Origin of the sequence: Qipengyuania zhejiangensis (assembly GCF_035607565.1) — a bacterium.
Classification (GTDB): Bacteria; Pseudomonadota; Alphaproteobacteria; order Sphingomonadales; family Sphingomonadaceae; genus Qipengyuania; species Qipengyuania zhejiangensis.
This window is the reverse complement of sequence record NZ_JAYKGO010000001.1, coordinates 1,141,067-1,165,865: the sequence shown is the minus strand read 5'-3', so window position 1 is coordinate 1,165,865 and position 24,799 is coordinate 1,141,067. Positions and strand designations below refer to the sequence as shown.

General features: G+C 61.5%; 26 protein-coding genes. 10 read left to right on the top strand and 16 right to left on the bottom strand.

The window, feature by feature from the left end:
• Positions 1–82: 82 nt before the first annotated feature.
• The 5 genes from VR863_RS05585 to tyrS form a co-directional block, all read right to left on the bottom strand.
• Positions 83–781 carry a dienelactone hydrolase family protein gene (locus tag VR863_RS05585; RefSeq protein ID WP_324827445.1) on the bottom strand — a complete coding sequence of 233 codons (699 nt, stop codon included), beginning with the start codon at positions 779–781 and terminating at the stop codon, positions 83–85.
• Positions 778–1,695, bottom strand: coding sequence for a cysteine synthase A (gene cysK, locus VR863_RS05580; protein WP_324827444.1), 918 nt, complete (start codon positions 1,693–1,695; stop codon positions 778–780). The genes VR863_RS05585 and cysK overlap by 4 nt, the downstream gene beginning before the upstream one ends.
• The gene (locus VR863_RS05575; protein ID WP_324827443.1) at positions 1,692–3,011 is read right to left on the bottom strand and encodes an MFS transporter; all 1,320 of its coding nucleotides are present in this window, start codon (positions 3,009–3,011) and stop codon (positions 1,692–1,694) included. The genes cysK and VR863_RS05575 overlap by 4 nt, the downstream gene beginning before the upstream one ends.
• 63 nt (positions 3,012–3,074) lie before the next feature.
• Entirely contained in the window at positions 3,075–3,413 is a 339-nt protein-coding gene (locus tag VR863_RS05570; RefSeq protein ID WP_324827442.1) for a PilZ domain-containing protein, read from the bottom strand.
• Between the two features lie 112 nt (positions 3,414–3,525).
• The gene (gene tyrS, locus VR863_RS05565; protein WP_324827441.1) at positions 3,526–4,755 is read right to left on the bottom strand and encodes a tyrosine--tRNA ligase; all 1,230 of its coding nucleotides are present in this window, start codon (positions 4,753–4,755) and stop codon (positions 3,526–3,528) included.
• A 78-nt stretch (positions 4,756–4,833) separates the two neighbouring features.
• Between tyrS and VR863_RS05560 the strand changes: the two genes are divergently transcribed.
• The 3 genes from VR863_RS05560 (at position 4,834) to VR863_RS05550 (ending at position 7,986) form a co-directional block, all read left to right on the top strand.
• Complete coding sequence (locus VR863_RS05560; RefSeq protein WP_324827440.1) at positions 4,834–5,352, top strand: DOMON domain-containing protein; 519 nt, start codon at positions 4,834–4,836, stop codon at positions 5,350–5,352.
• Positions 5,353–5,354: 2 nt separating this feature from the next.
• Positions 5,355–6,557, top strand: coding sequence for an exo-beta-N-acetylmuramidase NamZ family protein (locus VR863_RS05555; protein ID WP_324827439.1), 1,203 nt, complete (start codon positions 5,355–5,357; stop codon positions 6,555–6,557).
• Positions 6,558–6,696: 139 nt separating this feature from the next.
• The gene (locus VR863_RS05550) at positions 6,697–7,986 is read left to right on the top strand and encodes a spinster family MFS transporter (RefSeq protein WP_324827438.1); all 1,290 of its coding nucleotides are present in this window, start codon (positions 6,697–6,699) and stop codon (positions 7,984–7,986) included.
• Here VR863_RS05550 and VR863_RS05545 read toward each other — a convergent pair.
• Together VR863_RS05545 and VR863_RS05540 are read right to left on the bottom strand one after the other, a co-directional pair.
• Complete coding sequence (locus tag VR863_RS05545) at positions 7,983–8,867, bottom strand: DUF817 domain-containing protein (protein ID WP_324827437.1); 885 nt, start codon at positions 8,865–8,867, stop codon at positions 7,983–7,985. The genes VR863_RS05550 and VR863_RS05545 overlap by 4 nt on opposite strands.
• 61 nt (positions 8,868–8,928) lie before the next feature.
• A complete protein-coding gene (locus tag VR863_RS05540; RefSeq protein ID WP_324827436.1) occupies positions 8,929–10,110 on the bottom strand; it encodes a vWA domain-containing protein in 1,182 nt (393 codons plus the stop codon).
• Positions 10,111–10,239: 129 nt separating this feature from the next.
• On the opposite strand from VR863_RS05540, the gene VR863_RS05535 reads away from it, so the two are divergent.
• Positions 10,240–11,640, top strand: a complete 1,401-nt coding sequence (locus VR863_RS05535; protein ID WP_324827435.1) for a methyl-accepting chemotaxis protein — start codon at positions 10,240–10,242, stop codon at positions 11,638–11,640.
• Between the two features lie 70 nt (positions 11,641–11,710).
• Here the strand turns inward: VR863_RS05535 and VR863_RS05530 are convergent, their stop codons facing one another.
• The 3 genes from VR863_RS05530 to VR863_RS05520 form a co-directional block, all read right to left on the bottom strand.
• On the bottom strand, positions 11,711–12,565 hold the full coding sequence (locus VR863_RS05530) for an AAA family ATPase (protein WP_324827434.1): 855 nt from the start codon (positions 12,563–12,565) through the stop codon (positions 11,711–11,713).
• Positions 12,566–12,664: 99 nt separating this feature from the next.
• Entirely contained in the window at positions 12,665–13,237 is a 573-nt protein-coding gene (locus VR863_RS05525; protein WP_324827433.1) for a hypothetical protein, read from the bottom strand.
• Positions 13,234–13,761 carry an RNA polymerase sigma factor gene (locus VR863_RS05520; RefSeq protein ID WP_324827432.1) on the bottom strand — a complete coding sequence of 176 codons (528 nt, stop codon included), beginning with the start codon at positions 13,759–13,761 and terminating at the stop codon, positions 13,234–13,236. The genes VR863_RS05525 and VR863_RS05520 overlap by 4 nt, the downstream gene beginning before the upstream one ends.
• 66 nt (positions 13,762–13,827) lie before the next feature.
• Here VR863_RS05520 and VR863_RS05515 point away from each other — a divergent pair, with 66 nt between their 5' ends.
• Both VR863_RS05515 and VR863_RS05510 read left to right on the top strand, forming a co-directional pair.
• A complete protein-coding gene (locus tag VR863_RS05515) occupies positions 13,828–15,048 on the top strand; it encodes a bifunctional alpha/beta hydrolase/OsmC family protein (protein ID WP_324827431.1) in 1,221 nt (406 codons plus the stop codon).
• Positions 15,045–15,350 carry a putative quinol monooxygenase gene (locus VR863_RS05510; protein ID WP_324827430.1) on the top strand — a complete coding sequence of 102 codons (306 nt, stop codon included), beginning with the start codon at positions 15,045–15,047 and terminating at the stop codon, positions 15,348–15,350. Before VR863_RS05515 ends, VR863_RS05510 begins: the two co-directional genes overlap by 4 nt.
• Here VR863_RS05510 and parE read toward each other — a convergent pair.
• Together parE and VR863_RS05500 are read right to left on the bottom strand one after the other, a co-directional pair.
• Entirely contained in the window at positions 15,347–17,323 is a 1,977-nt protein-coding gene (gene parE, locus VR863_RS05505; protein WP_324827429.1) for a DNA topoisomerase IV subunit B, read from the bottom strand. The genes VR863_RS05510 and parE overlap by 4 nt on opposite strands.
• Before the next feature lie 64 nt (positions 17,324–17,387).
• Positions 17,388–18,548: a penicillin-binding protein activator gene (locus VR863_RS05500; protein WP_324827428.1), complete on the bottom strand. Its 1,161-nt coding sequence runs from the start codon at positions 18,546–18,548 to the stop codon at positions 17,388–17,390.
• Positions 18,549–18,567: 19 nt separating this feature from the next.
• Here VR863_RS05500 and rsmI point away from each other — a divergent pair, with 19 nt between their 5' ends.
• From rsmI to gshB, 3 genes are read left to right on the top strand one after another with little or no spacing between them, the layout of a single operon-like run.
• Positions 18,568–19,437, top strand: a complete 870-nt coding sequence (gene rsmI / locus VR863_RS05495) for a 16S rRNA (cytidine(1402)-2'-O)-methyltransferase (protein ID WP_324827427.1) — start codon at positions 18,568–18,570, stop codon at positions 19,435–19,437.
• Complete coding sequence (locus tag VR863_RS05490) at positions 19,434–19,784, top strand: YraN family protein (RefSeq protein ID WP_324827426.1); 351 nt, start codon at positions 19,434–19,436, stop codon at positions 19,782–19,784. Before rsmI ends, VR863_RS05490 begins: the two co-directional genes overlap by 4 nt.
• A gap of 10 nt (positions 19,785–19,794) precedes the next feature.
• Positions 19,795–20,763, top strand: a complete 969-nt coding sequence (gene gshB / locus VR863_RS05485; RefSeq protein WP_324827425.1) for a glutathione synthase — start codon at positions 19,795–19,797, stop codon at positions 20,761–20,763.
• On the opposite strand, the gene VR863_RS05480 is transcribed toward gshB, so the two are convergent.
• Both VR863_RS05480 and hemW read right to left on the bottom strand, forming a co-directional pair.
• The gene (locus tag VR863_RS05480; protein ID WP_324827424.1) at positions 20,764–21,660 is read right to left on the bottom strand and encodes a tyrosine recombinase XerC; all 897 of its coding nucleotides are present in this window, start codon (positions 21,658–21,660) and stop codon (positions 20,764–20,766) included.
• Positions 21,657–22,814: a radical SAM family heme chaperone HemW gene (gene hemW / locus VR863_RS05475; protein WP_324827423.1), complete on the bottom strand. Its 1,158-nt coding sequence runs from the start codon at positions 22,812–22,814 to the stop codon at positions 21,657–21,659. The genes VR863_RS05480 and hemW overlap by 4 nt, the downstream gene beginning before the upstream one ends.
• Before the next feature lie 46 nt (positions 22,815–22,860).
• Here hemW and VR863_RS05470 point away from each other — a divergent pair, with 46 nt between their 5' ends.
• Positions 22,861–23,409, top strand: coding sequence for a CAP domain-containing protein (locus tag VR863_RS05470; RefSeq protein ID WP_324827422.1), 549 nt, complete (start codon positions 22,861–22,863; stop codon positions 23,407–23,409).
• Between the two features lie 4 nt (positions 23,410–23,413).
• Here the strand turns inward: VR863_RS05470 and rdgB are convergent, their stop codons facing one another.
• The gene (gene rdgB / locus VR863_RS05465) at positions 23,414–24,040 is read right to left on the bottom strand and encodes an RdgB/HAM1 family non-canonical purine NTP pyrophosphatase (protein ID WP_324827421.1); all 627 of its coding nucleotides are present in this window, start codon (positions 24,038–24,040) and stop codon (positions 23,414–23,416) included.
• Positions 24,037–24,753, bottom strand: coding sequence for a ribonuclease PH (gene rph, locus VR863_RS05460; protein ID WP_324827420.1), 717 nt, complete (start codon positions 24,751–24,753; stop codon positions 24,037–24,039). Before rph ends, rdgB begins: the two co-directional genes overlap by 4 nt.
• Between the last annotated feature and the right edge of the window lie 46 nt (positions 24,754–24,799).

The following is a 24,799-nucleotide window of genomic DNA, read 5'->3' as shown; positions in this document are numbered from 1 at the left end:
GTTGAATGAATTAGGGCGCTTCCCTTTGGGGGAGGCGCCCTTTTTCATTGCTTGCCTGGAAGAGAAAGATCACTCTGTGCGATCAGCCGATCATTTCATCGAGAAGAGACAAAAGCGCGGACCAGCTTTGACGGTCGGCACTGGCGTCATAGGCAGGATTGGGTGATCCATCGAGCATTGCGGGGTTGGTGAACCCGTGTTCGACCCCGGAATAGCTGTGGAAATGCCAGTCGGCATTAATCCCGTCCATCTCTTCCCAAAACTCCAGAACGTGGCCGCGCGGCACCAGAGCATCCGCGTCACCATGGCATACCAGGATGCGCGCAGAAATCGGCTTTTCGGCGGGCAGCGGCGTTTCCAGTAAGCCGTGGAAGCTGGCAACGAGAAGCAGATCGGCGCCGTCGCGTGCCAATTCGAGCACCGCCATCCCGCCAAGGCAGAAGCCGATGGCCAATTGGGGCAGATCGGGTTCAAGACGGCGCATCAGGTCGATGGACGCGTGCAACCTGGCGCGCATCGCGCAAGGATCGGACCGCAGGTGCCTCATGGCAGCAAAAGCCTGCTCGAAATCCCTGGGCGCCTGCGGCCCGTAGAAATCGGCGATCAGTACTGCGAAACCTTCCGCGATCAGCGCACGCGCCTTTGCCTCGACGCCGGGGGTCGAGTTCATGAAGGTCGGGAAAATCGCGACTGCGCCCCTAACCGTTCCAGCGGGCCGCCCGTGCAGCGCGGTCAGATCGACCGCGCCGTCGCGGTAGGATACGGGCGTCAGCTCGGTCATTCAGGCAGGAAATCCGGCACCGACAGGTAACGCTCGCCGGTATCGTAATTGAAACCGAGAATACGGCTGCCAGAAGGCAGATCGGGCAATTTCTTGGCGATGGCGGCCAAGGTCGCGCCGCTGGATATGCCCACGAGCAAGCCTTCCCGCGTGGCGCACTGGCGCGCCATTTCCTTGGCGTCTTCGGGATCAACCTGGATAGCCCCGTCGATCGCCTGGGTGTGAAGGTTTTCAGGCACGAAGCCTGCGCCGATCCCCTGGATGGTGTGAGGGCCGGGCTGGCCCCCGCTGATAACCGGAGAGAGGGTGGGTTCGACAGCGAAGGCCTTCATCGCGGGCCATGTTTGCTTGAGCTTTTCGGCGCAGCCCGTCAGGTGCCCGCCGGTGCCGACGCCCGTGATCATGACATCGATGGGTGTGTCGGCGAAATCGGCCAGGATTTCCTCGGCTGTCGTGCGTGCGTGGACCTTCCAGTTGGATTCGTTGTCGAACTGGCTGGGCATCCACGCACCTTCGGTTTGCGACACGATTTCCTGGGCGCGTTCGATCGCACCCTTCATGCCTTTTTCCTTGGGCGTAAGGTCGAATGTCGCGCCATACGCAAGCATCAGGCGGCGGCGCTCGATGCTCATGCTTTCGGGCATGACCAGGACAAGTTTGTAGCCTTTGACCGCCGCGGTCATCGCAAGACCGATGCCGGTGTTCCCGCTCGTCGGCTCCACGATGATGCCGCCGGGTTTCAGCTTGCCCGACCTTTCGGCGTCTTCGATCATGGCCAGGCCGATTCGGTCCTTGATCGATCCGCCGGGGTTGGCGCGCTCGCTCTTCACCCAGACTTCGTGGTCGGGGAACATGCGCGAAAGGCGGATGTGGGGGGTGCCGCCGATTGTGGCGAGGACGGAATCGGCTTTCATGGCGTCTTCTCCTGAATTTTTTCGTGATCGCTATGATCTAGGAATTCTTCGGGCGGGTCAAAGGTCCGGGTGGTTCGCAGCACGGGGAATATCCGGCTCCATACCAGAACCGTCACGATCGCGCCTGCCCCTCCTCCGACAACGGCGATCACCGGACCCAGCGCGTATGCGAGGCTGCCCGAAAAGAAGTCGCCGAATTCGTTCGAGGCGCTGATCGTCAGCAGGCTGACCGAAGAAACACGCCCGCGCTTGTCGTCGGGAGTGTGCAACTGGATCAACGACTGGCGGATATACACGCTGAACATGTCCGCTGCGCCCACGATGAACAGCATCGCCAGGCTGAGCGGCATGGATGTGGACAGGCCGAAAACCACCGTGGCCACGCCAAATATGCCGACAGCCCATAGCATCTTTGGTCCGACATTGTTCCTGAGCGGTCGGAACGAGAACCACAGCGCCGTCAGCGCGGCACCGACCGCAGGGGCCATCGCCAATTGCGCCAGCCCCGTTTCGCCTACCTGCAGGATGTCACGAGCATAAACCGGGAAAAGTGCCGTTGCCCCGGCCAGGAACACTGCAAACAGATCGAGCGTGATGGCGCCAAGAACCATCTTGTTGTGCACCACATAGCGAAGCCCCTCGACCATCTGATGGATCGGCCGTTTGTTCGCGGCGCGCGGTGGCTGCGGCACTCGGCCGATGAACGACAGGGCGACGAGCGATACGGCGAACAGCACGACGGCCACGGCATAGGGAAGGGCAGGGATGATGGCATAGGTATAGCCGCCGATTGCGGGGCCAACGATCATTCCCGCCTGCCAGGCGATGCTGGACAAGGCGATGGCGTTCGGAAGGATTGCCTTGGGCACAAGATTGGGTGCCAGGGCGGACAGGGCAGGGCCGTTGAAGGCCCGCACCACCCCGAGGACCACCGCAACGGCGTAGAGCGCCCCCAGCGACACCGCGCCGTCCCACGTGAACCATGCCAGAGTGCCGGCGCAACCCAACTGAGCCAGAACGGTAATCCGTGCGATATTCCGCCGGTCGAAATGGTCGGCAGCCCATCCGGAAAACGGTGTCAGAACGAAGAGCGGCAGAAACTGAAGGAGGCCGATGAGGGCTAGTTGGCCCGATGCGGCAGGTACACCCATGCCGGAATCGCGGGCGATGTTGTAGGTCTGCCACCCGATGATGAGCATCATGGCGTATTGAGCCAGCGTCATCGACAGCCGGGAAATCCAATAGGCCCGGAAGTTCGCTATGCGAAGAGGGGAGGCGTCAGGGGATAAGGCAGCATCGCTCACAAGGCGACGCATGGCAGGCGCGCCTTCGCTTGTGAAGACGCGCTTGCTTCGTGAACTGGAAACAGATGTTTGCTGTTAGCGCAGCTTGCGCAGTCGGGGATTTGGCTGGAGCGTATCGATCAGCGCAAGAAAGTCGTCCACGCGGATGATGCGCTCAAACTGGAACCCGGCGCGGTTGTCACGCTGCCAGATAACGTAGGATTCGATCCGACCGATAACAGGGAGCCGGATAATCACGCGTTCGCCGCGATTCAGCCCTTCGGCGTTGTCCACCATGAACCCGTTCGCCGAAATGTTGGCGATGTGCAGGCGCAGGTCGCCCTTGCCGAAATGCTCGGCAATAACAGGATGATCGACCGGGTGGCGCGCCATGCGCCGCTGGTCGGTTACGCTGAGTTGTGCTCCGGCACTCATCGGATGACGATCCCTTCTAGTGATACGACCAGAAGAGATATGGATGAAAAAGGCTTAAATTTGGTAAACTCGCCAGGCCGGATGGCGCAGTTTTCTACCGTTCCGTCGTGCGTCAGGGCAGCAGGATGGCGTGCTTCTTCTTGCCCAGGCTCAGCTTCGCCTGGGCGCCATCTTCAAGCGTTATGAGGTGTCCGGGATCGGTGATCGGCGTGTCGTCCAGCCTGACTGCGCCTTCGGCCAGCTTGCGCTTCGCCTCTCCGTTGGAAGCGGTAAATCCAAGCTCGGTCAGCGCGGCACCGATCCGCATGCCTTCGGGTCCGACAGACAATGTCGGAAGGTCCGAACCAACCCCGCCGCCGGTGAAGGTATCCGCCGCAGTGCGTTCGGCCAGGGCGGCGGCGTCTTCACCGCGAACAAGTTTGGTTACTTCGTTGGCAAGAACCGTCTTTGCCATGTTGATTTCAGCGCCCTCGAGCGATTCGAGGCGCGCGATCTCGTCCAGCGGCAGATCGGTGAACAGTCGCAGGAACCGGCCCACGTCGCGATCATCGACGTTGCGCCAGTATTGCCAGAAATCGTAGCTGGGCAATTGGTCTTCATTCAACCACACGGCCCCGGCGGCCGTTTTGCCCATCTTCGATCCGTCCGCGGTGGTCAGGAGCGGCGTGGTCAGGCCGAACAATTCGCGACCATCCATCCGGCGGCCGAGTTCCATCCCATTGACGATATTGCCCCACTGATCGCTTCCGCCAAGCTGGAGCCGGCAGTCGTATCGCTGGGCCAGTTCCCGAAAATCGTAGGCCTGGAGGATCATGTAATTGAATTCGAGGAACGTTAGCGGCTGTTCGCGTTCCAGCCGCAATTTCACCGAATCGAAGGTCAGCATTCGGTTGATCGTGAAATGCGGGCCGACATTGCGCAGCAGTTCGATGTAACCCAGCTCGCTCAGCCATTCGTCGTTGTTGACCATGACGGCATCCGTCGGGCCATCGCCGAATGTCAGCAGCCTTTCGAAGACCGTGCGGATACCGGCGATGTTCGCATCGATATCGGCATCGGTCAGCATCTTGCGGCTTTCATCCTTGCCGCTGGGGTCGCCGACCTTGGTGGTGCCGCCCCCCATGACCACGATCGGTTTGTGACCCGCCTGCTGCAGGCGGCGCAGCATCATGATCTGGACCAGGCTGCCGATGTGCAGCGACGGGGCGGTGGCATCGAAACCGATATACCCCGGTATCACCTGTTTCACGGCAAGCGCGTCGAGCCCCTGCGGATCGGTGATCTGGTGGATGTAGCCACGCTCTTCGAGCAGGCGCAGGAGGTCGGATTGGTAGGTGCTCATGGTTTGCCGCCCCTAGCAGCGCCGGGCGCGCTTCCCAAGTGGGTTGCGGAGCCTTTTGTGCTGGGCAATAGCGGCGTCATGAAAAACCTCGTGCTTCACCCCCACTGTGCCGCCGGACCGATCGAATCGGTTGAAGGCGCGATCGAGCCGACTGCGGACGGTTGTTCCGCCAGTTTCCGGCTTATCGGCGATATCGCCCGAATCCTCGTTCCCGAGGAATCAGAGCCCGAGAGGATGGACAATCTGTGGAAGACCACATGTTTTGAAATATTCTGGCAGCCCGAAGGCGGCGAATATTATCGCGAATTCAACCTGTCACCCTCCCGCCGCTGGGCGTGTTATGATTTCGACGCATTCCGGCTGAACAGCCGCGATGCGCCCGCGAAGGTGGACATAACCTGTCGCCACGATGCGACGGAATTGGTGCTGGAGGCGACCGTGCATTCGCAATTGCCGGTACCGGCAGCCGTGGCGCTCAACGCCATTGTCGAAGATAAGAGCGGGAACATCCAGTTCTGGGCGCTGGCCTTCGAAGACGGGAAGCCGGAATTCCACTCCACGGTTTGCCGTGCGCTTCATCTGGCGGGCCGGCTGTGAGCGTGCGCTTCGGCATAGACCGGTTGCTGACCGAGGAAGAATTGCGCGCGCCCTTGCAGGGCAAGCGCGTGGCCCTGGTCGCGCATCCCGCATCGGTGACCGCGCAGCTTGAACATTCTCTCGATGCCCTGATCGCGCGCGGGGTGAACGTCACCAGCGCCTTTGGTCCGCAACACGGGCTCAAGGGCGACAAGCAGGACAACATGGTCGAGACGGCTGATGAAACGGATCCGAAATACGGCATCCCGATTTACAGCCTGTATGGAGAAGTTCGGCGTCCTTCGGGCCAGATGATGTCGAGCGCAGACGTGTTCCTGTTCGACCTGCAGGATCTGGGTTGCCGCATCTACACCTTCGTCACGACCCTTCTCTACCTGATGGAAGAGGCGGCAAGGGCAGGCAAGGAAGTCTGGGTGCTGGACCGGCCCAACCCGGCGGGCGGACCGGTGGAAGGGAGCCTGCTCGTTCCCGGACAGGAAAGCTTCGTGGGCGCAGGGCCGATGCCCATGCGCCACGGCATTACGATGGGCGAGATGGGGTCGTGGTTCCGCGCTCACTTCGGACTCGATCTGGACTACAAGGTTGTCGAAATGGTTGGCTGGCAACCCGGCCATGCCCCCGGCTTCGGGTGGCCCGAAGGCCGTGTCTGGATCAACCCGAGCCCGAACGCAGCCAATGTGAACATGGCGCGCGCCTATGCCGGCACGGTCATGCTGGAAGGTACGACGCTGAGCGAGGGGCGGGGGACAACGCGCCCGCTCGAAGTCCTGTTCGGCGCGCCCGACATCGATGCAGGCGCGGTGCTCAAGGAAATGCAGCGCCTCGCGCCCAGCTGGCTGCGCGGTTGCGCCGTGCGTGAAAACTGGTTCGAGCCAACCTTTCACAAGCACGCTGGGACGCTGTGCAGTTCGCTGATGATCCATGCAGAAGGCCGGTTCTACGATCACCACGAATTTCGCCCCTGGCGGCTCCAGGCGCTCGCGTTCAAGGCGATCAGGGCGCTGTACGGGGACTATCCCCTGTGGCGCGATTTCCCATACGAGTACGAATTCGACCGGTTGGCGATCGACGTGATCAACGGCGGACCGAGCTTGCGGGAATGGGTCGACGATGCGGAGGCCGAACCGGGCGATCTCGATACGCTGGCTGAAGCGGACGAGACCGAGTGGCGCCGCACGATCAAGAGCCATCTGATTTACAGTTGAGCCCTTGCCGCAGCGGGTGATGGGACGCGTGCCGGGCGCAAGCCTGCGTATTCCCCCATCGAATCAACTCGATTGGGCGACAATGGCTTGACGCCGGGCGATGTCTCGCAGACCTTTGCTGGCATTGAGGGAGAGAATAATGGCATCGATCGCGAGCGATTCTACGCGAACAACGTCTGTGCGCGTAACTCTTTGGTTGCTGCTCATTGTTTACATTTTCAATTTCATCGACCGGCAGATCGTCAATATTCTGGCGGAACCGATCGCACAGGATCTCGGCCTTAGCGACACGCAGATCGGCCTGATGACCGGGCTGGCCTTCGCTCTGTTCTACACGGCCCTCGGCCTGCCGATTGCCCGCTATTCCGACCGCCCGACCACCATCAGGCCGCGTCTGATCGCTGTGGCGCTGGCGACCTGGTCGTTGATGACCGCGCTGTGCGGCATGGCGCAGAATTTCGTGCAGTTGCTGCTGGCACGGATCGGTGTGGGCGTCGGTGAAGCGGGCTGCACACCTCCCGCCCACTCGCTCATTGCCGATATCGTACCGCCCGAACGGCGCAGTTCTGCCTTGGCCTTTTACGCGCTTGGCATTCCAATCGGCACGCTGCTGGGTATGCTGATCGGTGGTGTTCTGGCCGACCTTTTCGGATGGCGAATGGCGTTCCTGATTGTCGGGCTTCCTGGAGTGGGCCTGGCTTTTCTGGTATGGTTCGTCCTCAAGGATCCGCGCCAGTCGCAAACGGCAGAAGCCTTGCAACAACAGAGCCGCGATACCTTGCCGATGGGCAAAGCGCTGAAAACGGTGATGGGATCGCGTGCCTTTGTCCTCCTGCTCGCCGCAGGTTCGGCGGCGGCCTTCCTGTCTTATGGCAAGACGACGTGGACCACGATTTTCCTGCAGCGGACCCATGGCCTTACGCCGGGCGAAGTCGGATTGTGGTTCGGATTGATCAACGGCGCGGCAGGCATCCTGGGGACCTTGCTCGGCGGGTACATAGCGGACCGCTTCGGGGCCACGAACCGGCGGCACGTCCTGACTGCACCGGCGATCGGAATGGTCGTCGCAGCGCCGTTGGCGTTCCTGGCCTATCAGGCGTCGAGCTGGCCGATGGCGCTTGCGCTTCTGTTCATCCCGACGCTGTGCAACTCGCTGTACTACGGCCCGACATATTCGGCAGCCCAGGGCCTTGTGCCGATACGGGCGAGGGCGATTGCCGCGGCGGCCCTATTGTTCTTCCAGAACCTGATCGGGCTGGGACTGGGGCCGCTATTCTTCGGGATGCTGTCCGATTTCCTGCGCCCGGAATATGGAGACGAAAGCGTTCGGTACGTGCTTTACGGCGCTGCCTTCCTCGGGCTGATCCCGGCGTTCTTCTTCTGGCGGTGCAGCCTCCACCTCAACACCGAGTTGGACCAGAAGGGCTAATCACCCCGATCCGGTTCGCGCACCGGATTGACGAGGCTGACCAGGACGAAGCTGATCAGCATCAACAGGAACCAGCTGCCGAGTTTCGCAAGCGATACGGGTTCCCATCCATCCTCTTGGCCGGGATACGTCCACGCGCGGGCAAAGGTGCCGATATTTTCCGCTCCCCAGATAAACAGGGCCACGAGGGCGAACCCGATTACCAGAGGCATCCACCGATGGGCGCGCCAATTGCGGAAATGAACCCGCGTCCGCCAGAACAAGGCGAATGTAGCCAGGAACAGGATCGAGCGGATATCCGGCAGCCAGTGGTGGGAGAAGAAGTTCACATAGACCGCAACCGCAAGCAGGTAGGTGGCCCACCGCGGCGGATAGGCCGAGTACTGAAAATCGAAAATCCGCCAGACCCGAGCAATGTAGCTTCCGACAGCGGCATACATGAAGCCGGAAAACAGTGGCACGGCGCCGATGTGAAAAATGCTGTCTTCCGGGTAGATCCAGGATCCGGCGGCGGTCTTGAACAATTCCATGACCGTCCCGACGATGTGGAAGATCAGGATAACCTTCGCCTCCGACCATGTTTCCAGACGGAACAGCAGCATTCCCGCCTGAATCGCGACAGCGGACAGGGTGAGAAAATCATACCGGTGCAGCGGTGCATCGTCAGGGTAGAACACGTGCGTCAGCAGCAATAACGCCAGCATCAACGCGCCAAACAGGCATGCCCACCCCTGTTTGAAGCCGAACAGGATGAATTCGTAGAGCCACAACCGCCAGCCTTGACCGGGGTCGAAGGCTTCGAGCTGCAGCCGAACGATCTCGAAACGGCTGTGGGATAATTCTCGGGTCAACAGATCACTCTGGAAGGGACGCTGCGGCATCGAACGAACGTCGGCAACAGGCACCGCTGGCGCTGCATTCCTGCCTTGATCGGTGCCGACCCTATCCCTGTTTACGGCTCAATTCACGCATCGCATCGTCCAGCCCGTCGAGTGACAAGGGGAACATGCGGTCGTTCACGATCTGCTTCATGACCTTGGTGGACTGGGAATAGCTCCATTGCTTTTCAGGCACCGGGTTGAGCCACACCGTAGCAGGATAGGTGTTCACCACGCGCTGCATCCAGGTGGCGCCCGCTTCTTCGTTCATGTGTTCAACGCTGCCGCCGGGATGGGTGATTTCGTACGGGCTCATCGCCGCATCGCCGACGAATATCACCTTGTAATCATGGCCGTATTTATGGAGGACGTCCCAGGTCTTGGTGCGTTCCTGCCAACGCCGCCGGTTGTCCTTCCAAACGCCTTCGTAGAGGCAATTGTGGAAGTAGAAGAATTCCAGGTTCTTGAATTCGGCCGTAGCCGCGCTGAACAATTCCTCGCAAAGCTTGATGAAGGGATCCATCGATCCGCCGACATCGAGGAAAAGGAGCAGCTTTACCGCGTTGTGCCGCTCGGGCCGCATGCGAATATCGAGCCAGCCCTGCTTCGCCGTGCCGTCGATTGTTGCGTCCAGATCAAGTTCGTCCGCGGCCCCTTCACGCGCAAAGCGGCGCAAGCGGCGCAGGGCCATCTTGATGTTGCGGGTACCCAGTTCCTTCGTGCTGTCGAGGTTCTTGAATTCCCGCTTGTCCCAGACCTTCATCGCGCGCTTGTGCTTGCTTTCGCCGCCGATGCGCACGCCTTCGGGGTTGTAGCCTGCATTGCCGAACGGCGATGTCCCGCCCGTACCGATCCACTTGTTGCCGCCCTGGTGGCGCTTTTCCTGTTCCTCGAGGCGCATCTTGAGCGTCTCCATGATCTCGTCCCAGTCGCCCAGGCTCTTGATCTTTTCCATTTCCTCTTCGGAAAGAAACTTCTCCGCGACGGCCTTCAGCCAGTCTTCGGGAATGTCGACCGGGTTTTGCCCGTAATCGGACATAATGCCCTTGAACACCTTGGCGAATACCTGGTCGAACTTGTCGATCAGCCCTTCGTCTTTCACGAAGGTAGCGCGGCTGAGATAATAGAAGGCTTCGGGCGTCTGTTCGATCACGTCCTTCTCGAGCGCCTCGAGCAGCGTGAGGTGTTCCTTGAAGCTGGCGGGAATGCCCGCGGCCCTGAGCTCGTCTACGAAATTGAAGAACATGACGGCGATCTTAGCGAAAGTGGCGGCGTAGGCGAAGCGAAAATCGGGGCACTCCCTTAACCCGCCAATAACCATTGTGCCCTAGGGGATGACGCGGGTTGAACGATCGAAACAGGGAACGAACCGCACATGGAACTCAGCGCAATCGATGCGAAGGGCGCAGTGAGCCTTAGCCAGATACCCGAAAGCTGCGGCAAGGTTACCGTGGGTTGCACGGATGTCGCCGGGATCGTGCAGGGCGTAATCGATTCCTTTGCACATTTGCGGACCGAATATGTCGAATTGCAGGGCACCGTTTCCGCGCTCGACGAAGACCAGCGCAAGGTTCTGGAAGCCAGTGACGAAGCGCGCCTACTGTCGCAACGCGCGATTGAACGGCTTGCCCAAGGGTCCGAACTGATCGGGAACTCGCTGGGTCAGATCGGCAACCTGCTCGGCCTGGTGGAAACATTGACGGAACACGTGACCGGCTTTGCCGCGGCGATGGATCAGGTCCGCCGCAGCTCGCAGGAAATCGACCAGATCGCCGAAACCACCAATATTCTGGCGCTCAACGCCACCATCGAAGCCATGCGGGCCGGCGAACAGGGCCGCACTTTCGCCGTCGTCGCGAACGAGGTGAAAACCCTCGCCAGCGAGACGCGCAAGGCGACCGAGGAAATCGGGCGCACCATCGACACCCTCGGCGCCGAGGCCGAACAGGTCATCGAGAAGATCCAGGTCGGCGCAACCGCAAGCGCCGAGGCGAAAAGCTCGGTCTCGGCCATCGAACACACGTTGATGGGTGTTACGGAACTGATCGGCGAAGTCGATGCGCAGCAGGACCAGATCGCCCGCAACACCGCGACGATTTCCGATCACGTTCACCGCGTGCAGGATGTTCTGGGCGATTTCGACGGAGCCGTCAGCGAGAACGAAGCCAAGCTCGCCACGGCGCATGGCCGGATGGAAGAACTCGAACTCACCGCGAGCGAGATGTTCGATCGCCTTGTGAAGGCCGGACTTTCACCGGAAGACAGCGCGATGGTCGAAAAGGCGCAAGGGTTCGCCCAGATGCTCGTCGAGAGCACCGAGAAGGCCCTGGCGAATGGCGAGGTTACCGAGCGGCAACTTTACGACCAGGATTACCGGCTTATTGCAGGGACCAACCCGAAGCTCTTCCGCACCAGCCTGAGCGATTGGGCTGATGCGAACTGGCGGCCGATCAACGACCGCGTCGTGGGCGAGGGTGGCCATATCATCATGTGTTCGCAGGCGGACATGAACGGATTCCTTCCGACCCACGTGACCGCACATTCGCGCAAGCCGATCGGTGAAATCGCGCATGACACCAAATATTGCCGCAACGGCCGCATCATCCTCGAAGGCGTGGATTTCGCCGCGAAGAAAAGCAGCGATCCCTACACGATGGCGGTTTACCGCCAGGAAGGTGACGGCAAGAACTACATCGTCGTGCGCAACGTCTATGTGCCCGTCTACATAAACGGCCGGCGCTGGGGTGACTTCGAACTCGCCTACACGTTCAACTGAGCCGCATAGGGCCACAAAAAAGGGGCGCGTTCCGCACCGGAACGCGCCCCTTCTTGTTGTCCGGAGGCAATCAGCTCTGGCGGCGCGCCATGAACGCCAGGCGTTCGAACATCATGACGTCCTGTTCGTTCTTCAACAGTGCCCCGTGCAGCGGCGGGATCGCTGCATTGGGATTGCTGTCCTGAAGCACGTCGAGCGGCATGTCCTCGTTCAGGAGCAGCTTGAGCCAGTCGAGCAGTTCGCTCGTGCTCGGCTTTTTCTTCAGACCGGGCACTTCGCGGATTTCGTAGAAAATCTCCATCGCCTTGCTGACGAGAGTTTTCTGGATTCCGGGGAAGTGGACCTCGATGATGTCGCGCATCGTTTCGCGGTCGGGGAACTTGATGTAGTGGAAGAAACAGCGCCGCAGGAACGCGTCAGGCAGTTCCTTCTCGTTGTTCGACGTGATGACCACGATGGGCCGATCCTTCGCTTCGATCCGCGTGTGCGTTTCGTACACGTCGAAGCTCATGCGATCGAGTTCCTGCAACAGATCGTTCGGGAATTCGATGTCGGCCTTGTCGATCTCGTCGATCAGCAGGACGGGCAGCTGCGGAGCGGTGAAGGCTTCCCATAGCTTGCCCTTCTTGATGTAATTCGAAATGTCGTGAACGCGTTCGTCGCCCAGCTGTCCGTCTCGAAGGCGGGCCACCGCGTCGTATTCATAGAGGCCCTGCTGCGCCTTGGTCGTCGACTTGACGTTCCATTCGATCAGCGGTGCGTTCAGCGCCTTGGAGATTTCGTGCGCCAGCACGGTCTTGCCGGTGCCGGGCTCGCCCTTGACCAACAGCGGGCGGCGCAGCGTGACTGCGGCATTGACGGCGACCTTCAGATCTTCGGTCGCGATGTAGGACTTGGTACCTTCGAAACGGCTCTGGTCGGACATCGGTTTTCCCTTGCAACTTTACGTTTGCGTTAGGGGCAGACGCGGCCAAGGGCAAGCGCCGGATGGCAAGGTTTGCTTGCCATCCGGAGCAAGATTATCTCACACGCTGTCAAGCTGCTGGATTTGCCGATCGAGCATGCGCGCCGCCCACAGGTTGATCAAACCAACGAAGAGGAAGAAGATGATCGTGCCCCCCAGCGGGACCCAGATACCGTCGAGGGCGGGGCCGATGCCTCGTTCTTCGGCCACCTTGGACACCACGACCGCGAAGAAGCTGGCGATGCCGAAACCCAGCGGGCCCAGATACCACCGGGGCACGGAACGCAGCAAATCGCGCTGGCGCTTGTACTGAATACGCAAGTGATCGCGGCAACTGACCTCGGGTTTGCGTTCCAGGTTTGCGCCATCGCGCATCAGCTTGGCCACCACGAAGACGATTGCGGCAAGGCAGGCCAGGGAAGCGCCCGCGAACATCCATTCGGCATGCCACGCAGCAACACCGGCCAGCCCGGCAAAGCACGGTATCATCAATGCGGCCGCGGCATATTCCAGAATGTTGCGCCTGCGGATCGTTCGTTCGAAGCGGGTCGCACGGCTTTCGCAGGCTGCTGGCGAACTGAATGCGGCGTCCTGTTCGCGCCCGGTCCAGAATGTGGTGTGGGTATCGGTCATGCGGATTCTCCTCCGGAGACTGGGGTTGCGAAAGCTTCGGAAATGAGGGCCTTGATGCGGTGAATGCGGGTCGTGACCGCGGCAGTGCCGAGACCGGTAACGTCCGCGATGTCCTTGCCCGCTTCCCCTTCAAGCCACAGCAGCATTACCTGTGCATCCAGCGTCGGTAGCTGCCGGATCAGGGCGTGTGCCTGTGCCACGGCGTGGTTTTCGGCAGCCCGCGTTTCGGCATCGCCGGGTTGCGGGAGATGTTCGATCTGGTCGAGGGGTACCGGCTTTGGCCCGCGCGCGGCCCGAAGCCGGTGTTCCGCACAGACATTGTGCGAAACGCGGTACACCCATGTTTTCAGCGAGCAGCGCCCATCGAACCGCGCGAAACTGCGAAACAGTTCGCAATGTATGTCCTGTTCCAGATCTCTCGATTTTTCGGGGTTATGTTCCATCGCCCGGGCCAGGCGGGCGATGGCCGGCGCGAAAATCACCCCTGCTTCCTCGTAAAGCGAGTGCTGTTTTTTGCTTTCCATGGCCCCTTAGTCCGCCGAGGACGGTATTCCTTACACACACATGCAGAAAAAAAATGCGGAGTAACGATGCCGACAGAGACTCTTTCGATCACGACCAGGGCAGGGCACCGGCTTGAAGGATCGCTGGAGATGCCGACCGGGCTGGTGCTCGGCGCAGCCTTGTTCGCGCATTGCTTCACCTGCACGAAGCAGAGCCGCGCGGCCGTGGCGGTCGCGCGCGCGCTCGCCGCAGAAGGCATCGCCACCCTTCGGTTCGACTTTACCGGTCTGGGGGGAAGCGAGGGCGAATTCGGTCGGGCCGGCTTTGCAACCGATGTAGACGACCTGGTCGATGCGGCTCAGCTACTCATCGAACGTTTTTCCCAACCGATCCTGATGGTGGGGCACAGCTTGGGCGGGGCCGCCGTGCTGGCAGCCGCGGACGATCTGGGGGCTGCAAACGTCGCCGCCATCGCGACCATCGGCGCACCGAGCGATGTGCCCCATGTCCTGGGCAGCATCGAAGGTGACATCGATACAATTCGGACTGACGGGACCGGACCTGTCCGCATCGCGGGGCGCGAATTTCGCATCAGCAAGGAATTCATCGAGAAGGTGGAGAACACCGATCTGCTCGCCGAGGTTGCCCGCCTTCGCAAGCCGATGCTGTTCCTGCATTCACCGACGGACAGCGTCGTCGGGATTGACCATGCGAGCGTTCTTTTCCGGGCGGCTAAGCACCCCAAGAGCTTCGTGAGTCTTGAAGGCGCCGATCATCTTCTGCTGGATGAAGGCGATGCGCGTTTCGCAGCATCCATGATCGCCACGTGGGCGGCCCGCTATTTGCCGCTGCGCGACGATTGGCCGATGCCCGCAGACGGGGTTGTTGCAATGACCGGTCATGGGAAGTTCGGCACCGAGGTTCACACCAGGACCCATCGCTTCATCGCGGACGAACCCCGCAGCGACGGCGGGGACGACAGCGGACCGACACCTTACGATCTTTTGAACGCGGCGCTGGGTACGTGCACGGCGATGACGATGAAGATGTACGCCGACCGCAAGGGTTGGCCGCTGGAAGGTGTTGCGGTCCACGTAACGCACGAGCGCGAACATGACGCAGCTTGCGACCACGTTACCGCAATGCACGAGGGCAAGCCCATGCAGGCTCTCAATCGCGTCATCACCGTGTCGGGCGATCTGCTGGACAACGATCAGCGTGTCCGGCTCCTCGAAATTGCGGACAAATGCCCTATCCACCGAACGTTGGAGGGGCAGCTTCACATTCACACAAGGGAAGAAAAATGATCATCATCACCGGTTCGGCTGATTTGCTTCCCGATCATCGCGATGAGGCCATCCGTCTCGGCTGCGAACATTCGGCGCGCTCGCGCAGCGAGCCCGGATGCATCGCGCACAATTGCTATATCGATGGCGAAACGCCCACGCGTATGCACTTCTTCGAAAAGTGGATCGATGCGGACGCGGTGCGCGCGCATTTTGCGGTTCCTGAATCGGGCGCTTTCATCCGCGACATCGGCAAGATGACGGCAGCCCCGCCCAAGATCGAGATTTTCGCGGCTGAACCGATCGATCCTGCCGCAGGCTAGGCGTCGATCTTCTCGCGGTCGAATTCACCGGCGTTGTTCTGAATGAAATTGAACCGGTGTTCCGGATTGCGCCCCATCAGCTGATCGACCAGCTCTTTCACGACAGCACGCTGCTCGAACTCCTGCGGCAGCGTGATGCGGATCAGACTGCGACTTGCCGGGTTCATCGTGGTCTCGCGCAGCTGCGCCGGGTTCATTTCGCCAAGGCCCTTGAAGCGTCCCACATCGACCTTCCTGCCCTTGAAAACCGTTTCCTCCAGTTCCTTGCGATGGGCATCGTCACGTGCGTAGCGGCTCTCCTTGCCGGCAGTGAGGCGATAGAGCGGGGGCTGGGCGAGATAGAGATGCCCACCGCGCACGACGTCAGGCATTTCCTGGAAGAAAAACGTCATCAGCAAGGTCGCGATGTGGGCACCGTCGACGTCCGCGTCGGTCATGATGACGATACGGTCGTACCGCAGCGCTTCCGGGTCGCAATCCTTGCGGGTGCCGCAGCCCATCGCCAGCGTCAGATCGGCGATTTCGCTGTTGGCGCGGATCTTGTCAGCGGTGGCGCTGGCAACGTTGAGGATCTTGCCGCGGATCGGCAAAATGGCTTGCGTCTTCCGGTTGCGCGCCTGTTTGGCGCTGCCGCCGGCGGAATCGCCTTCGACGATGAACAGTTCGGTTTCGCCATCGCCTTCACCCGAACAATCGGTCAGCTTGCCGGGCAGGCGCAGCTTCTTGGCGTTGGTCGCGGTCTTGCGTTTGACCTCGCGTTCCTGCTTGCGGCGCAGGCGTTCGTCCATGCGCTCCATCACCTGGCCCAGCAGCGCCTTGCCGCGGTCCATGTTGTCGGTCAGGAAGTGGTCGAAATGATCGCGCACCGCGTTTTCCACCAGGCGGGCGGCCTCGGGGCTGGTGAGGCGGTCCTTGGTCTGGCTCTGGAACTGGGGGTCACGGATGAACACGCTCAACATGACTTCCGCGCCGACCATCACGTCGTCGGCTGAAAGATCCTTCGCCTTTTTCGTACTGGTGAGTTCGCCGAATGCGCGCAGCCCCTTGGTGAGCGCAGCGCGCAAGCCTTGTTCATGCGTACCGCCATCGGGGGTGGGTACGGTGTTGCAATACCAGCTGGTCGAACCGTCCGAAAACAGGGGCCAGGCGATGGCCCATTCGACGCGCCCCTGTTCGTCCGGAAAATCCTGGCTCCCGGCGAACGGTTGAGAGGTGACGCATTCGCGTCCGTTCAACTGTTCGGCCAGATGGTCGGCGAGGCCACCCGGAAATTTGAACACGGCCTCTTCGGGAATGTCATCGCTCGCCAGCGCAGGCGCGCATTTCCAGCGGATTTCTACGCCGGCAAAAAGATAGGCCTTCGACCGGGCAAGCTTGAACAGCCGTTTGGGGCTGAACTTGCGATCCCCGAAAATTTCTTCGTCCGGCCGGAAGCTGACGGTGGTGCCGCGGCGGTTTGGCGTGGGGCCCAATTCCTGCAGCGGCCCGGTTGCTACACCTCGTGAAAATTCCTGGGCGTACAACTGCCGATCGCGCGCAACTTCGACGCGCGTCTCGTCGGACAGCGCGTTCACCACGCTTACGCCGACGCCGTGAAGTCCGCCGCTGGTCGCATAGGCCTTGCCCGAGAATTTGCCGCCAGAGTGGAGCGTGGTGAGGATGACCTCCAGCGTCGACTTGCCCGGATATTTCGGGTGCTCGGCAACGGGTATCCCACGACCGTTGTCGGCTATGGTAATTCGGTTGCCTTCGTCCACACGGATTTCGATGCGCGTGGCGTGTCCGGCAACCGCTTCGTCCATCGCGTTGTCGAGCACTTCGGCGACCAGATGGTGCAACGCACGGTCGTCGGTCCCGCCGATATACATGCCCGGCCGACGGCGCACCGGTTCGAGCCCCTCGAGGACTTCAATCGATGATGCGTCGTAATCGCCGCTCGATGCGGGCGTGTTCTCGAAAAGATCGTCGGACATGGATCTGCCAATATCGCGCTGGAAGGATCGCTTACAAGCGCAGGCGCAAGGTTATCCGCCTTGCTCAGAAGCCGGCGGGCGCGTTGTCCACCACGACGATCTCGTTGTTGCGGACCTCGCGGACTTCGAACGCCCGTTCGACAACCCCGCTGCGAGCGAACCTGAAGGCGCCGTCCAGACCCAGGAACCCGTCCTCGCTGCGCAATTGGTTCAGCGGGAAATTGCGGCCCACCTTCCAGTCACGCGCGACACGCAAGGTCAGGAGAACGGCATCGTAACCAAGTGTGGCGATGCGGTAAGGCTGACTTCCGAAGCGGGCTTCGTAACTGTCGACAAACCGTTTGTATCGCAGATCGGATACAGCGGAAAACCACGCCCCCCGCATGGCCGAGGCCCGCGTGATGGAGCTTTCCCCGCTCCACAATTCTGTGCCGAGAAGCTTTGCCGTGCCCGTGCCGTTCGGTTTGAGAATACCGGCCGCCTGCGCCGACAGACGGGCCCCTTCGGCGATCAGGACGGTATCGTATCCACCGTGCGCCTTCAGCCGTTCGGCCGCGCTGACGATGGATGTGTTCCCGCGGGAGTACCGTTCGGTCCAGACCACGCTGCCGCCGTAGGTTGCCGTGGCGCGGCGCATCGCTTCCTCGGCGCGGGTGCCATAATCCCCGTCGGGTGCGATAACCGCGAAATTCTGCGACCCGCGTGCGCGCGCATATTCAACCGTCCGCATGATCGATTGTTCGGGCACATGGCCCATGATGAAGACATCGGGGCCCGAGGCGTTGGTGTCGTTGGAAAACGAAATTACCGGAACGTCCGCCGGCCTTGCAATCGAAAGAACCGAAGGAATGTTGGTGCCGAGAAGCGGGCCAAGGATGAGCTTGTTGCCTTCGGCAACTGCACGGCGCGCGGCGGCTTCGGGTCCGTCTGCCGTGTCATAGGTCGTGATCCGCAGGTTGCTGGCGTTCGTGTCGAGCAGCGCCATGGTGGTGGCATTGGCGATTGCCTGACCCACGTTACCATTGTCGCCCGACATAGGGACGAGCAACGCCACGCGGTGACGCGTCTGGTCTTCGGGCAGGGCAGTGTCGCTGGGGCCGGCGGTCGGTGCCGTGTCCACCGGCGCCGGACGATCGGCTCCCTTGGGTATGACCGCGCACCCCGCCAGCAAGGCGGCAAGCACCGCTGTCACGATTGCACGACGGTCGATAGTCCAGCGCTTCATCTTGCCGCGTCCCTCATCCATGGTTCATGGGGGTAGGGTGAACGATACCACCCATCCCGAAAAATGCCTTAATCCGGGGCTCTATATCGTTGCGACCCCAATCGGCAACCTTGGCGATATCACCATGCGCGCGATAGACATCCTGACGCGCTGCGACGGGATTGCCTGCGAGGACACACGGGTTACGGGCAAGCTGCTCAAGCATCTGGGCATTTCAAAACCCATGTGGCGGTATGACGATCACAGCGAACACCGGGATCGCACGCGGTTGCTGGAATCGATGCGTGACCGCGCCGTGGCGCTGGTCAGCGATGCCGGAACGCCGCTGGTCAGCGATCCGGGATACCGGTTGGTCAACGATTGTCGGGCCGAAGGGATACCGGTCACCGCCCTGCCGGGCCCCTGTGCGGCCATCACCGCCCTGACGTTGTCGGGCCTTCCGAACGATCGGTTCCTGTTTGCCGGCTTCCTGCCCAGCAAGGACAAGGCCCGCCGGGACATGCTGGCCGAATTGGCGGCGATCGACACGACGCTGGTCTTCTACGAGACATCTCCGCGCCTGACGAAATCTCTCGAAGCCGTCGCCGAAGTCCTGCCCAATCGCGAAGTCGCCGTGGCGCGCGAACTGACGAAGCTGCACGAAGAATTGCGGCGGGGCTTGCCGCACGGATTGATAGCCTATTTCGAAGCCAATCCGCCGAGAGGTGAAATAGTGCTTCTGGTCGGTCCGCCCGTCGCCTTCGCGGCCAGCGAGGAAGATGCCGATGCGATGCTGCTCGAGGCGCTCGAGACCATGAAAACGTCGCAGGCGGCAGCGCAAGTGGCCAAGGCGACCGGGCTTGACCGTAAGGCACTCTACGCCCGCGCAATGGAACTTCGCCGCGAATGAAGCGCCAGTTGGCGGAGAAAAGCGGCCGTGACGGCGAGCGGCGGGCGGCGTTCTGGCTGAGGGCCAAGGGCTGGCACATTCTTGGCGAACGGGTCAGGACACCCGCCGGCGAAATCGACCTTGTTGCCAGGCGCGGCAATCTTGTCGCGTTCGTCGAAGTCAAATGGCGCCGCAAGGCAGAGGATCTGGACCACGCGATCGACGAACACCGGCTCGCACGGGTGGCCGCAGCGGCCGAAGCGGTGGCACACCGTTTCGCAACCGGGGGCGAAGATATCCGCATTGACGTGATCCTGCTTGCACCCGGCGCGTTCCCTCGCCACATCGCCAACGCCTGGCAGCCCTGAGGAGTATCGCATGCCGTTACGCATCGCCGTCCAGATGGACCCGCTCGAATCCATCAATATCGCTGGCGACAGCTCGTTCGCGCTCATGCTTGCCGCTCAGGCCCGGGGGCACGAGGTCTGGCATTATGACGTGGCATCGTTGGCCTACGAAAGCGATGGCACGCGGCATGGCCTGATTACGGCCCATGCCGCACCGGTAACGGTTCAGCGGGTGGTCGGTGATCACTTCACCACCGGTGAGCGGCGACGGATCGATCTGGCCCGCGCTATCGACGTGGTGCTGATGCGTCAGGATCCCCCGTTCCATCTGGGGTATATCAGTTCCGCGCTGTTGCTGGACCGTTTGAAAGGCACGACCCTGGTGGTCAACGACCCGCGCGAGGTGGTGAACGCGCCGGAAAAGATGTTCGTTCTGGATTACCAGCAATACATGCCCCCGACGCTGGTTGCCCGGGAACTGGAGGATATTCGCCAGTTCCACCGCAAACACGGTTCGGTGGTGGTGAAGCCGCTCCACGGAAACGGCGGCAAGGCAATTTTCCGGATCGATGCCGATGGAACCAATCTTTCCGCCTTGTCCGAGGTGTTCAATCAGACATGGCCCGAACCGCACATGGTCCAGCCCTTCCTTCCCGAAGTGGCGGAAGGTGACAAGCGGATCGTGTTGATCGACGGGGAATTTGCCGGCGCAATCAATCGCTTCCCAGGCGAAGGTGAGTTTCGTTCCAACCTTGCCCAAGGCGGATTTGCCGAGCCGACCACCCTGACCGAACGCGAAGAGGAAATCTGCGCGGCGATGGGCCCCGAATTGAAACGGCGGGGGCTGGTGTTCGTGGGGATCGACGTGATCGGCGGCCAATGGCTGACCGAAATCAACGTCACCAGCCCCACCGGCATCGTGGCGATCGACAAGTTCAACGGAACCGATACCCCATCCCTGATCTGGGATGCGATCGAACGGCGCCACGCGGCGATGTAATCAGCTGCGTTCGCGGGGGTGGGCGCTGCGATAGGTATCGAGCAGGGTTGCAGCATCTACCTTGGTGTAGATTTGCGTCGAACCGAGACTGGCGTGGCCAAGCAATTCCTGAAGGCTTCTCAAATCCGCCCCGGCGCCCAGCAAATGGGTTGCGAAACTGTGGCGCAGGGCGTGCGGGGTGGCGGTATCGGGGAGGCCCATGGCCTTCCTTGCCCTGGCGGTGGCTTTTTGCACGGCTCCCTGGCCCAGAGGGCCTCCCTTGGCTCCGCGAAATAGGGCATCGTCTGCAGACAGGGTCCACGGGCATACCGCGGCGTATTGTGCCACCGCTTCCCGCACGACGGGTAGCAGGGGGACGACCCGCTGCTTCCCGCCTTTGCCCGTAACCGTGAACCGTTCTCCCAGCGGCACATCACCGCTTTTCAGCGAGAGGGCCTCGGCAATTCGCATTCCGGCTCCGTAGAGCAGCAACAGAACTGCCCGATCGCGCGCGCCAATCCATTCGGCCGCGGCCAATTCCTCCACGGTATCGGCGAGGCCCAGCGCGTCGTCAGGCGTCACGGGGCGGGGCAGACCTTTCTTGATCCGGGGGCCACGCAGACGCGGCGCATCGGTTTTCTCGTGGCCTGCCTGGGCGCGGGCAAAACCGATGAAACCCTTCAGCGCAGAAAGTTCACGCGCGGCAGATGCGTTCGAAAGACCATCACTCCGGCGTGACGCCAGATGTGTCCGCAGGCGAGTTGCCGTGACGTCGGCGACGTCATCCCATCGCGACAGTTTCATCCCCGTCAGAAGCCGCTCCGCCGCCTTTCCATAGGCCCGCACGGTATGCGGTGATCGGCGCTGCGCGAGCGCAAGGTGATTGTGCCATGCTTCCAGAAGGTCGTGCTTGGTCAAGGCGTAACCAGGTCCTCGTTGACCAATTCACCCAGAAGCGCATCGAGCAAGGGCATTCCTTGCGGCGTGACGCCAATCCGGCCCGATCCATCCTGCCACGTCAGCCCGAGATCCCGATACAGGGCCAGCTTACGGTCATCGATGAGAGCTTCGGTGTTGACGCCAAAGCGGCTGGCCAGGCTCGGCAGGTCAATTCCTTCTGCCAGCCTCAGACCCATCAACAGGGCTTCGGACGCCTGCTCGCGCAATTGCAACAAACGTTCTTCGGCAATGCCGTGCGCGTGATCGGCCACCGCCGCGAGGTAGTTTTCCGGCTTGCGATGGCGGACGGTGGCGGAGCCGCCGCGCCGTCCATGCGCGCCAGGACCGATCCCGAGGTAATCCTGATAGCGCCAGTAGGTAAGGTTATGGCGGCTTTCCTGACCGGCTCGGGCGTGGTTGCTGATTTCGTATGCCGGTAAGCCCGCCTGATCGGTCATCTCGCGGGTGACGGCAAACAGATCGGCGGCGCGATCATCATCGAGAGGGGTGAATTCCCCGCGCCGCACGTCGGTGGCGAAGCGCGTCGCGGGTTCGATGGTGAGCTGATAAAGCGACATGTGATCGGTGCCGAGCTTCAAGGCTTCGCCCAATTCGGTGCGCCACTGGGCATCATTCTGGCCCGGGCGCGCATAGATAAGGTCGATCGAGACCCGGCCGAAATGCGCTTGCGCCGTCTCGATCGCGCGCAGCGCTTCTTCGGCGCCATGCAACCTGCCGAGAAAACGGAGCGTTTCGTCCCGCAAACTTTGCACACCCAGCGAAACGCGGTTCACCCCGGCCCGGGCCAGGGCGGCGAAATTGGCCGCTTCCACGGAAGAAGGATTGGCTTCGAGCGTAATCTCGATGCCGTCCTCGAAGCCCCAAAGCGTGTGCGCTTCGCGAAGCAGGATTTCCACTAGGGCGGGCGGCATGAGTGAAGGAGTTCCTCCACCAAAAAAGATACTTGCGAGCTTTTCCTGAGTGCCGATGTGAGCGGCTTCGTGACGCATGTCGGCAAGCAGCGAAGCCTCCCACGCCGCAATATCCGCACCGTCACGCACGTGGCTGTTGAAGTCGCAGTAAGGACATTTCGCGAGGCAGAATGGCCAATGGATGTAGAGTGCGCGTGCCAAGGTAGCCTTCAGGAAAAATTAAGCCGCATGGCGAGAATAACGAGCCATGGACGGGTCAAAAAAACGGGTCGCGCCGCTGGTCGGCGCTGTTGCAATGCTATGTGCCACGCTGGGCGGCATGGCCGCAAGCGAGACGTCGGCGCGCGAGTCATCGGATCTGCACAGGGCAGCGCGCATTCTCGAGCTTCACAATGCCGAACGCAACCGGCTCAAGCTGCCCGCGCTCAAGTGGAACATCCATCTTGAACGGGAAGCGGAACGGTGGGCGCACGAGCTTTCCCGCAAGGGTCGCATCGAGCATGCGGATAAAAAAACCCGCAACGGAACGGGCGAGAACCTGTGGATGGGAACGGCAGGGATATGGCCGATCGAGACGATGGTCGGCCTCTTCATCGATGAACGCAAGTACTACCGGCACGGCAATTTCCCGGATATCTCGCGTACCGGCAAGTGGGCCGACGTGGCGCATTACACCCAGATCGTGTGGCGCGACACGCAGGAAGTCGGCTGTGCGGTGGTGACGGCGCGCGGCAACGATGTTCTGGTTTGCCGGTACTGGCCAGCGGGCAATGTGTGGGGCCGCAAGGCCTACTGATCGATCAGCCGAACTGATCCGCAACCAGTTTGGCAAACGCATCGGCGCGGTGGCTGATCGCGTGTTTCTCGGCCGGATCAAGTTCCGCAAAGGATTCTGATCGCCCGACCGGCACGAACACCGGATCGTATCCGAAACCCATCGTCCCCTTCGGCGGCCAGGTAAGGCTGCCCGGCGCGGTCCCTTGGTATACGGCGTATTCGCCATCGGGCCAGGCAAGGGCAAGCACGCAATGGAAGGCGCAGGATCGGTCGACATCCGCGCCTTCTTGCTGGAGCATGCCTTCCACCTTGCCCATGGCCATGTACCAGTCACGACCGGGTTCGCCCTCGAACCATTGCCGTTCGGCCCAGTCGGCCGTGTAGACGCCCGGACGTCCGCCGAGTGCGGCGACCGACAGGCCGCTGTCATCGGCGAGGGCAACGAGCCCCGATGCTTCTGCCGCCGCGCGGGCCTTTATCAGCGCGTTCTGGACGAAGGTGGTGCCGGTCTCCGCAGGTTCCGGCAAGCCGAGCGAACCTGCGGAGATGCACTTGATCCCATACGGCTCGAGCAATGCGGAAATCTCCTTCAGCTTGCCCGCGTTATGCGTGGCAATCACCAGTGATCCCGACCCGAGCCGCCGCGTCATGAACGGGTGGCCTCTTCCTGGGCCTTGAAGATCTGCGCGCAGCCGATCTGGGCCAGACGCAGAAGTCGCAGGAATCCTTCCTCGTCGTAAGGGGCGCCTTCCGCCGTAGCCTGCGCTTCGGCAATCTTGCCGCCTTCGATCAGCACGAAGTTTGCATCGGCATCGGCGTTCGAATCTTCCGGGTAATCGAGGTCGAGCACTGGCGAGCCCTTGTAGATACCGCAGGAAATCGCCGCGATCTTTGCCGTGATCGGGTCGTGCGTGATGGCACCCGACTTCATTAGGCCGTCAACGGCCAGACGCAAGGCAACCCACGCGCCCGAAATCGACGCCGTGCGCGTGCCGCCGTCGGCCTGGATCACGTCGCAATCCAGCGTGATCTGTCGCTCGCCGAGTTTGCGCATGTCCACGACTGCCCGCAGGGAGCGACCGATCAGGCGCTGGATTTCCTGGGTCCGTCCGCTCTGCTTTCCCTTGGCTGCTTCGCGCTGGCCGCGGGTGTGCGTGGCGCGGGGAAGCATCGAATACTCGCCCGTCACCCAACCTTCGTTCTTGCCCCGCATCCATGGCGGCAGGCGTTCTTCGATCGAAGCCGTGCACAGCACCTTGGTTTCGCCGAAACTGATCAGGCAGGAGCCTTCGGCGTGTTTCGTGAAACCGGTTTCGATCGTAATTGCGCGCATCTCGTCGGGCGCGCGTCCTGAAGGTCGCATGTTTTCTCCAATGCAGTCGATTCTCGGCGCTGCGTTTGGAGCAAGG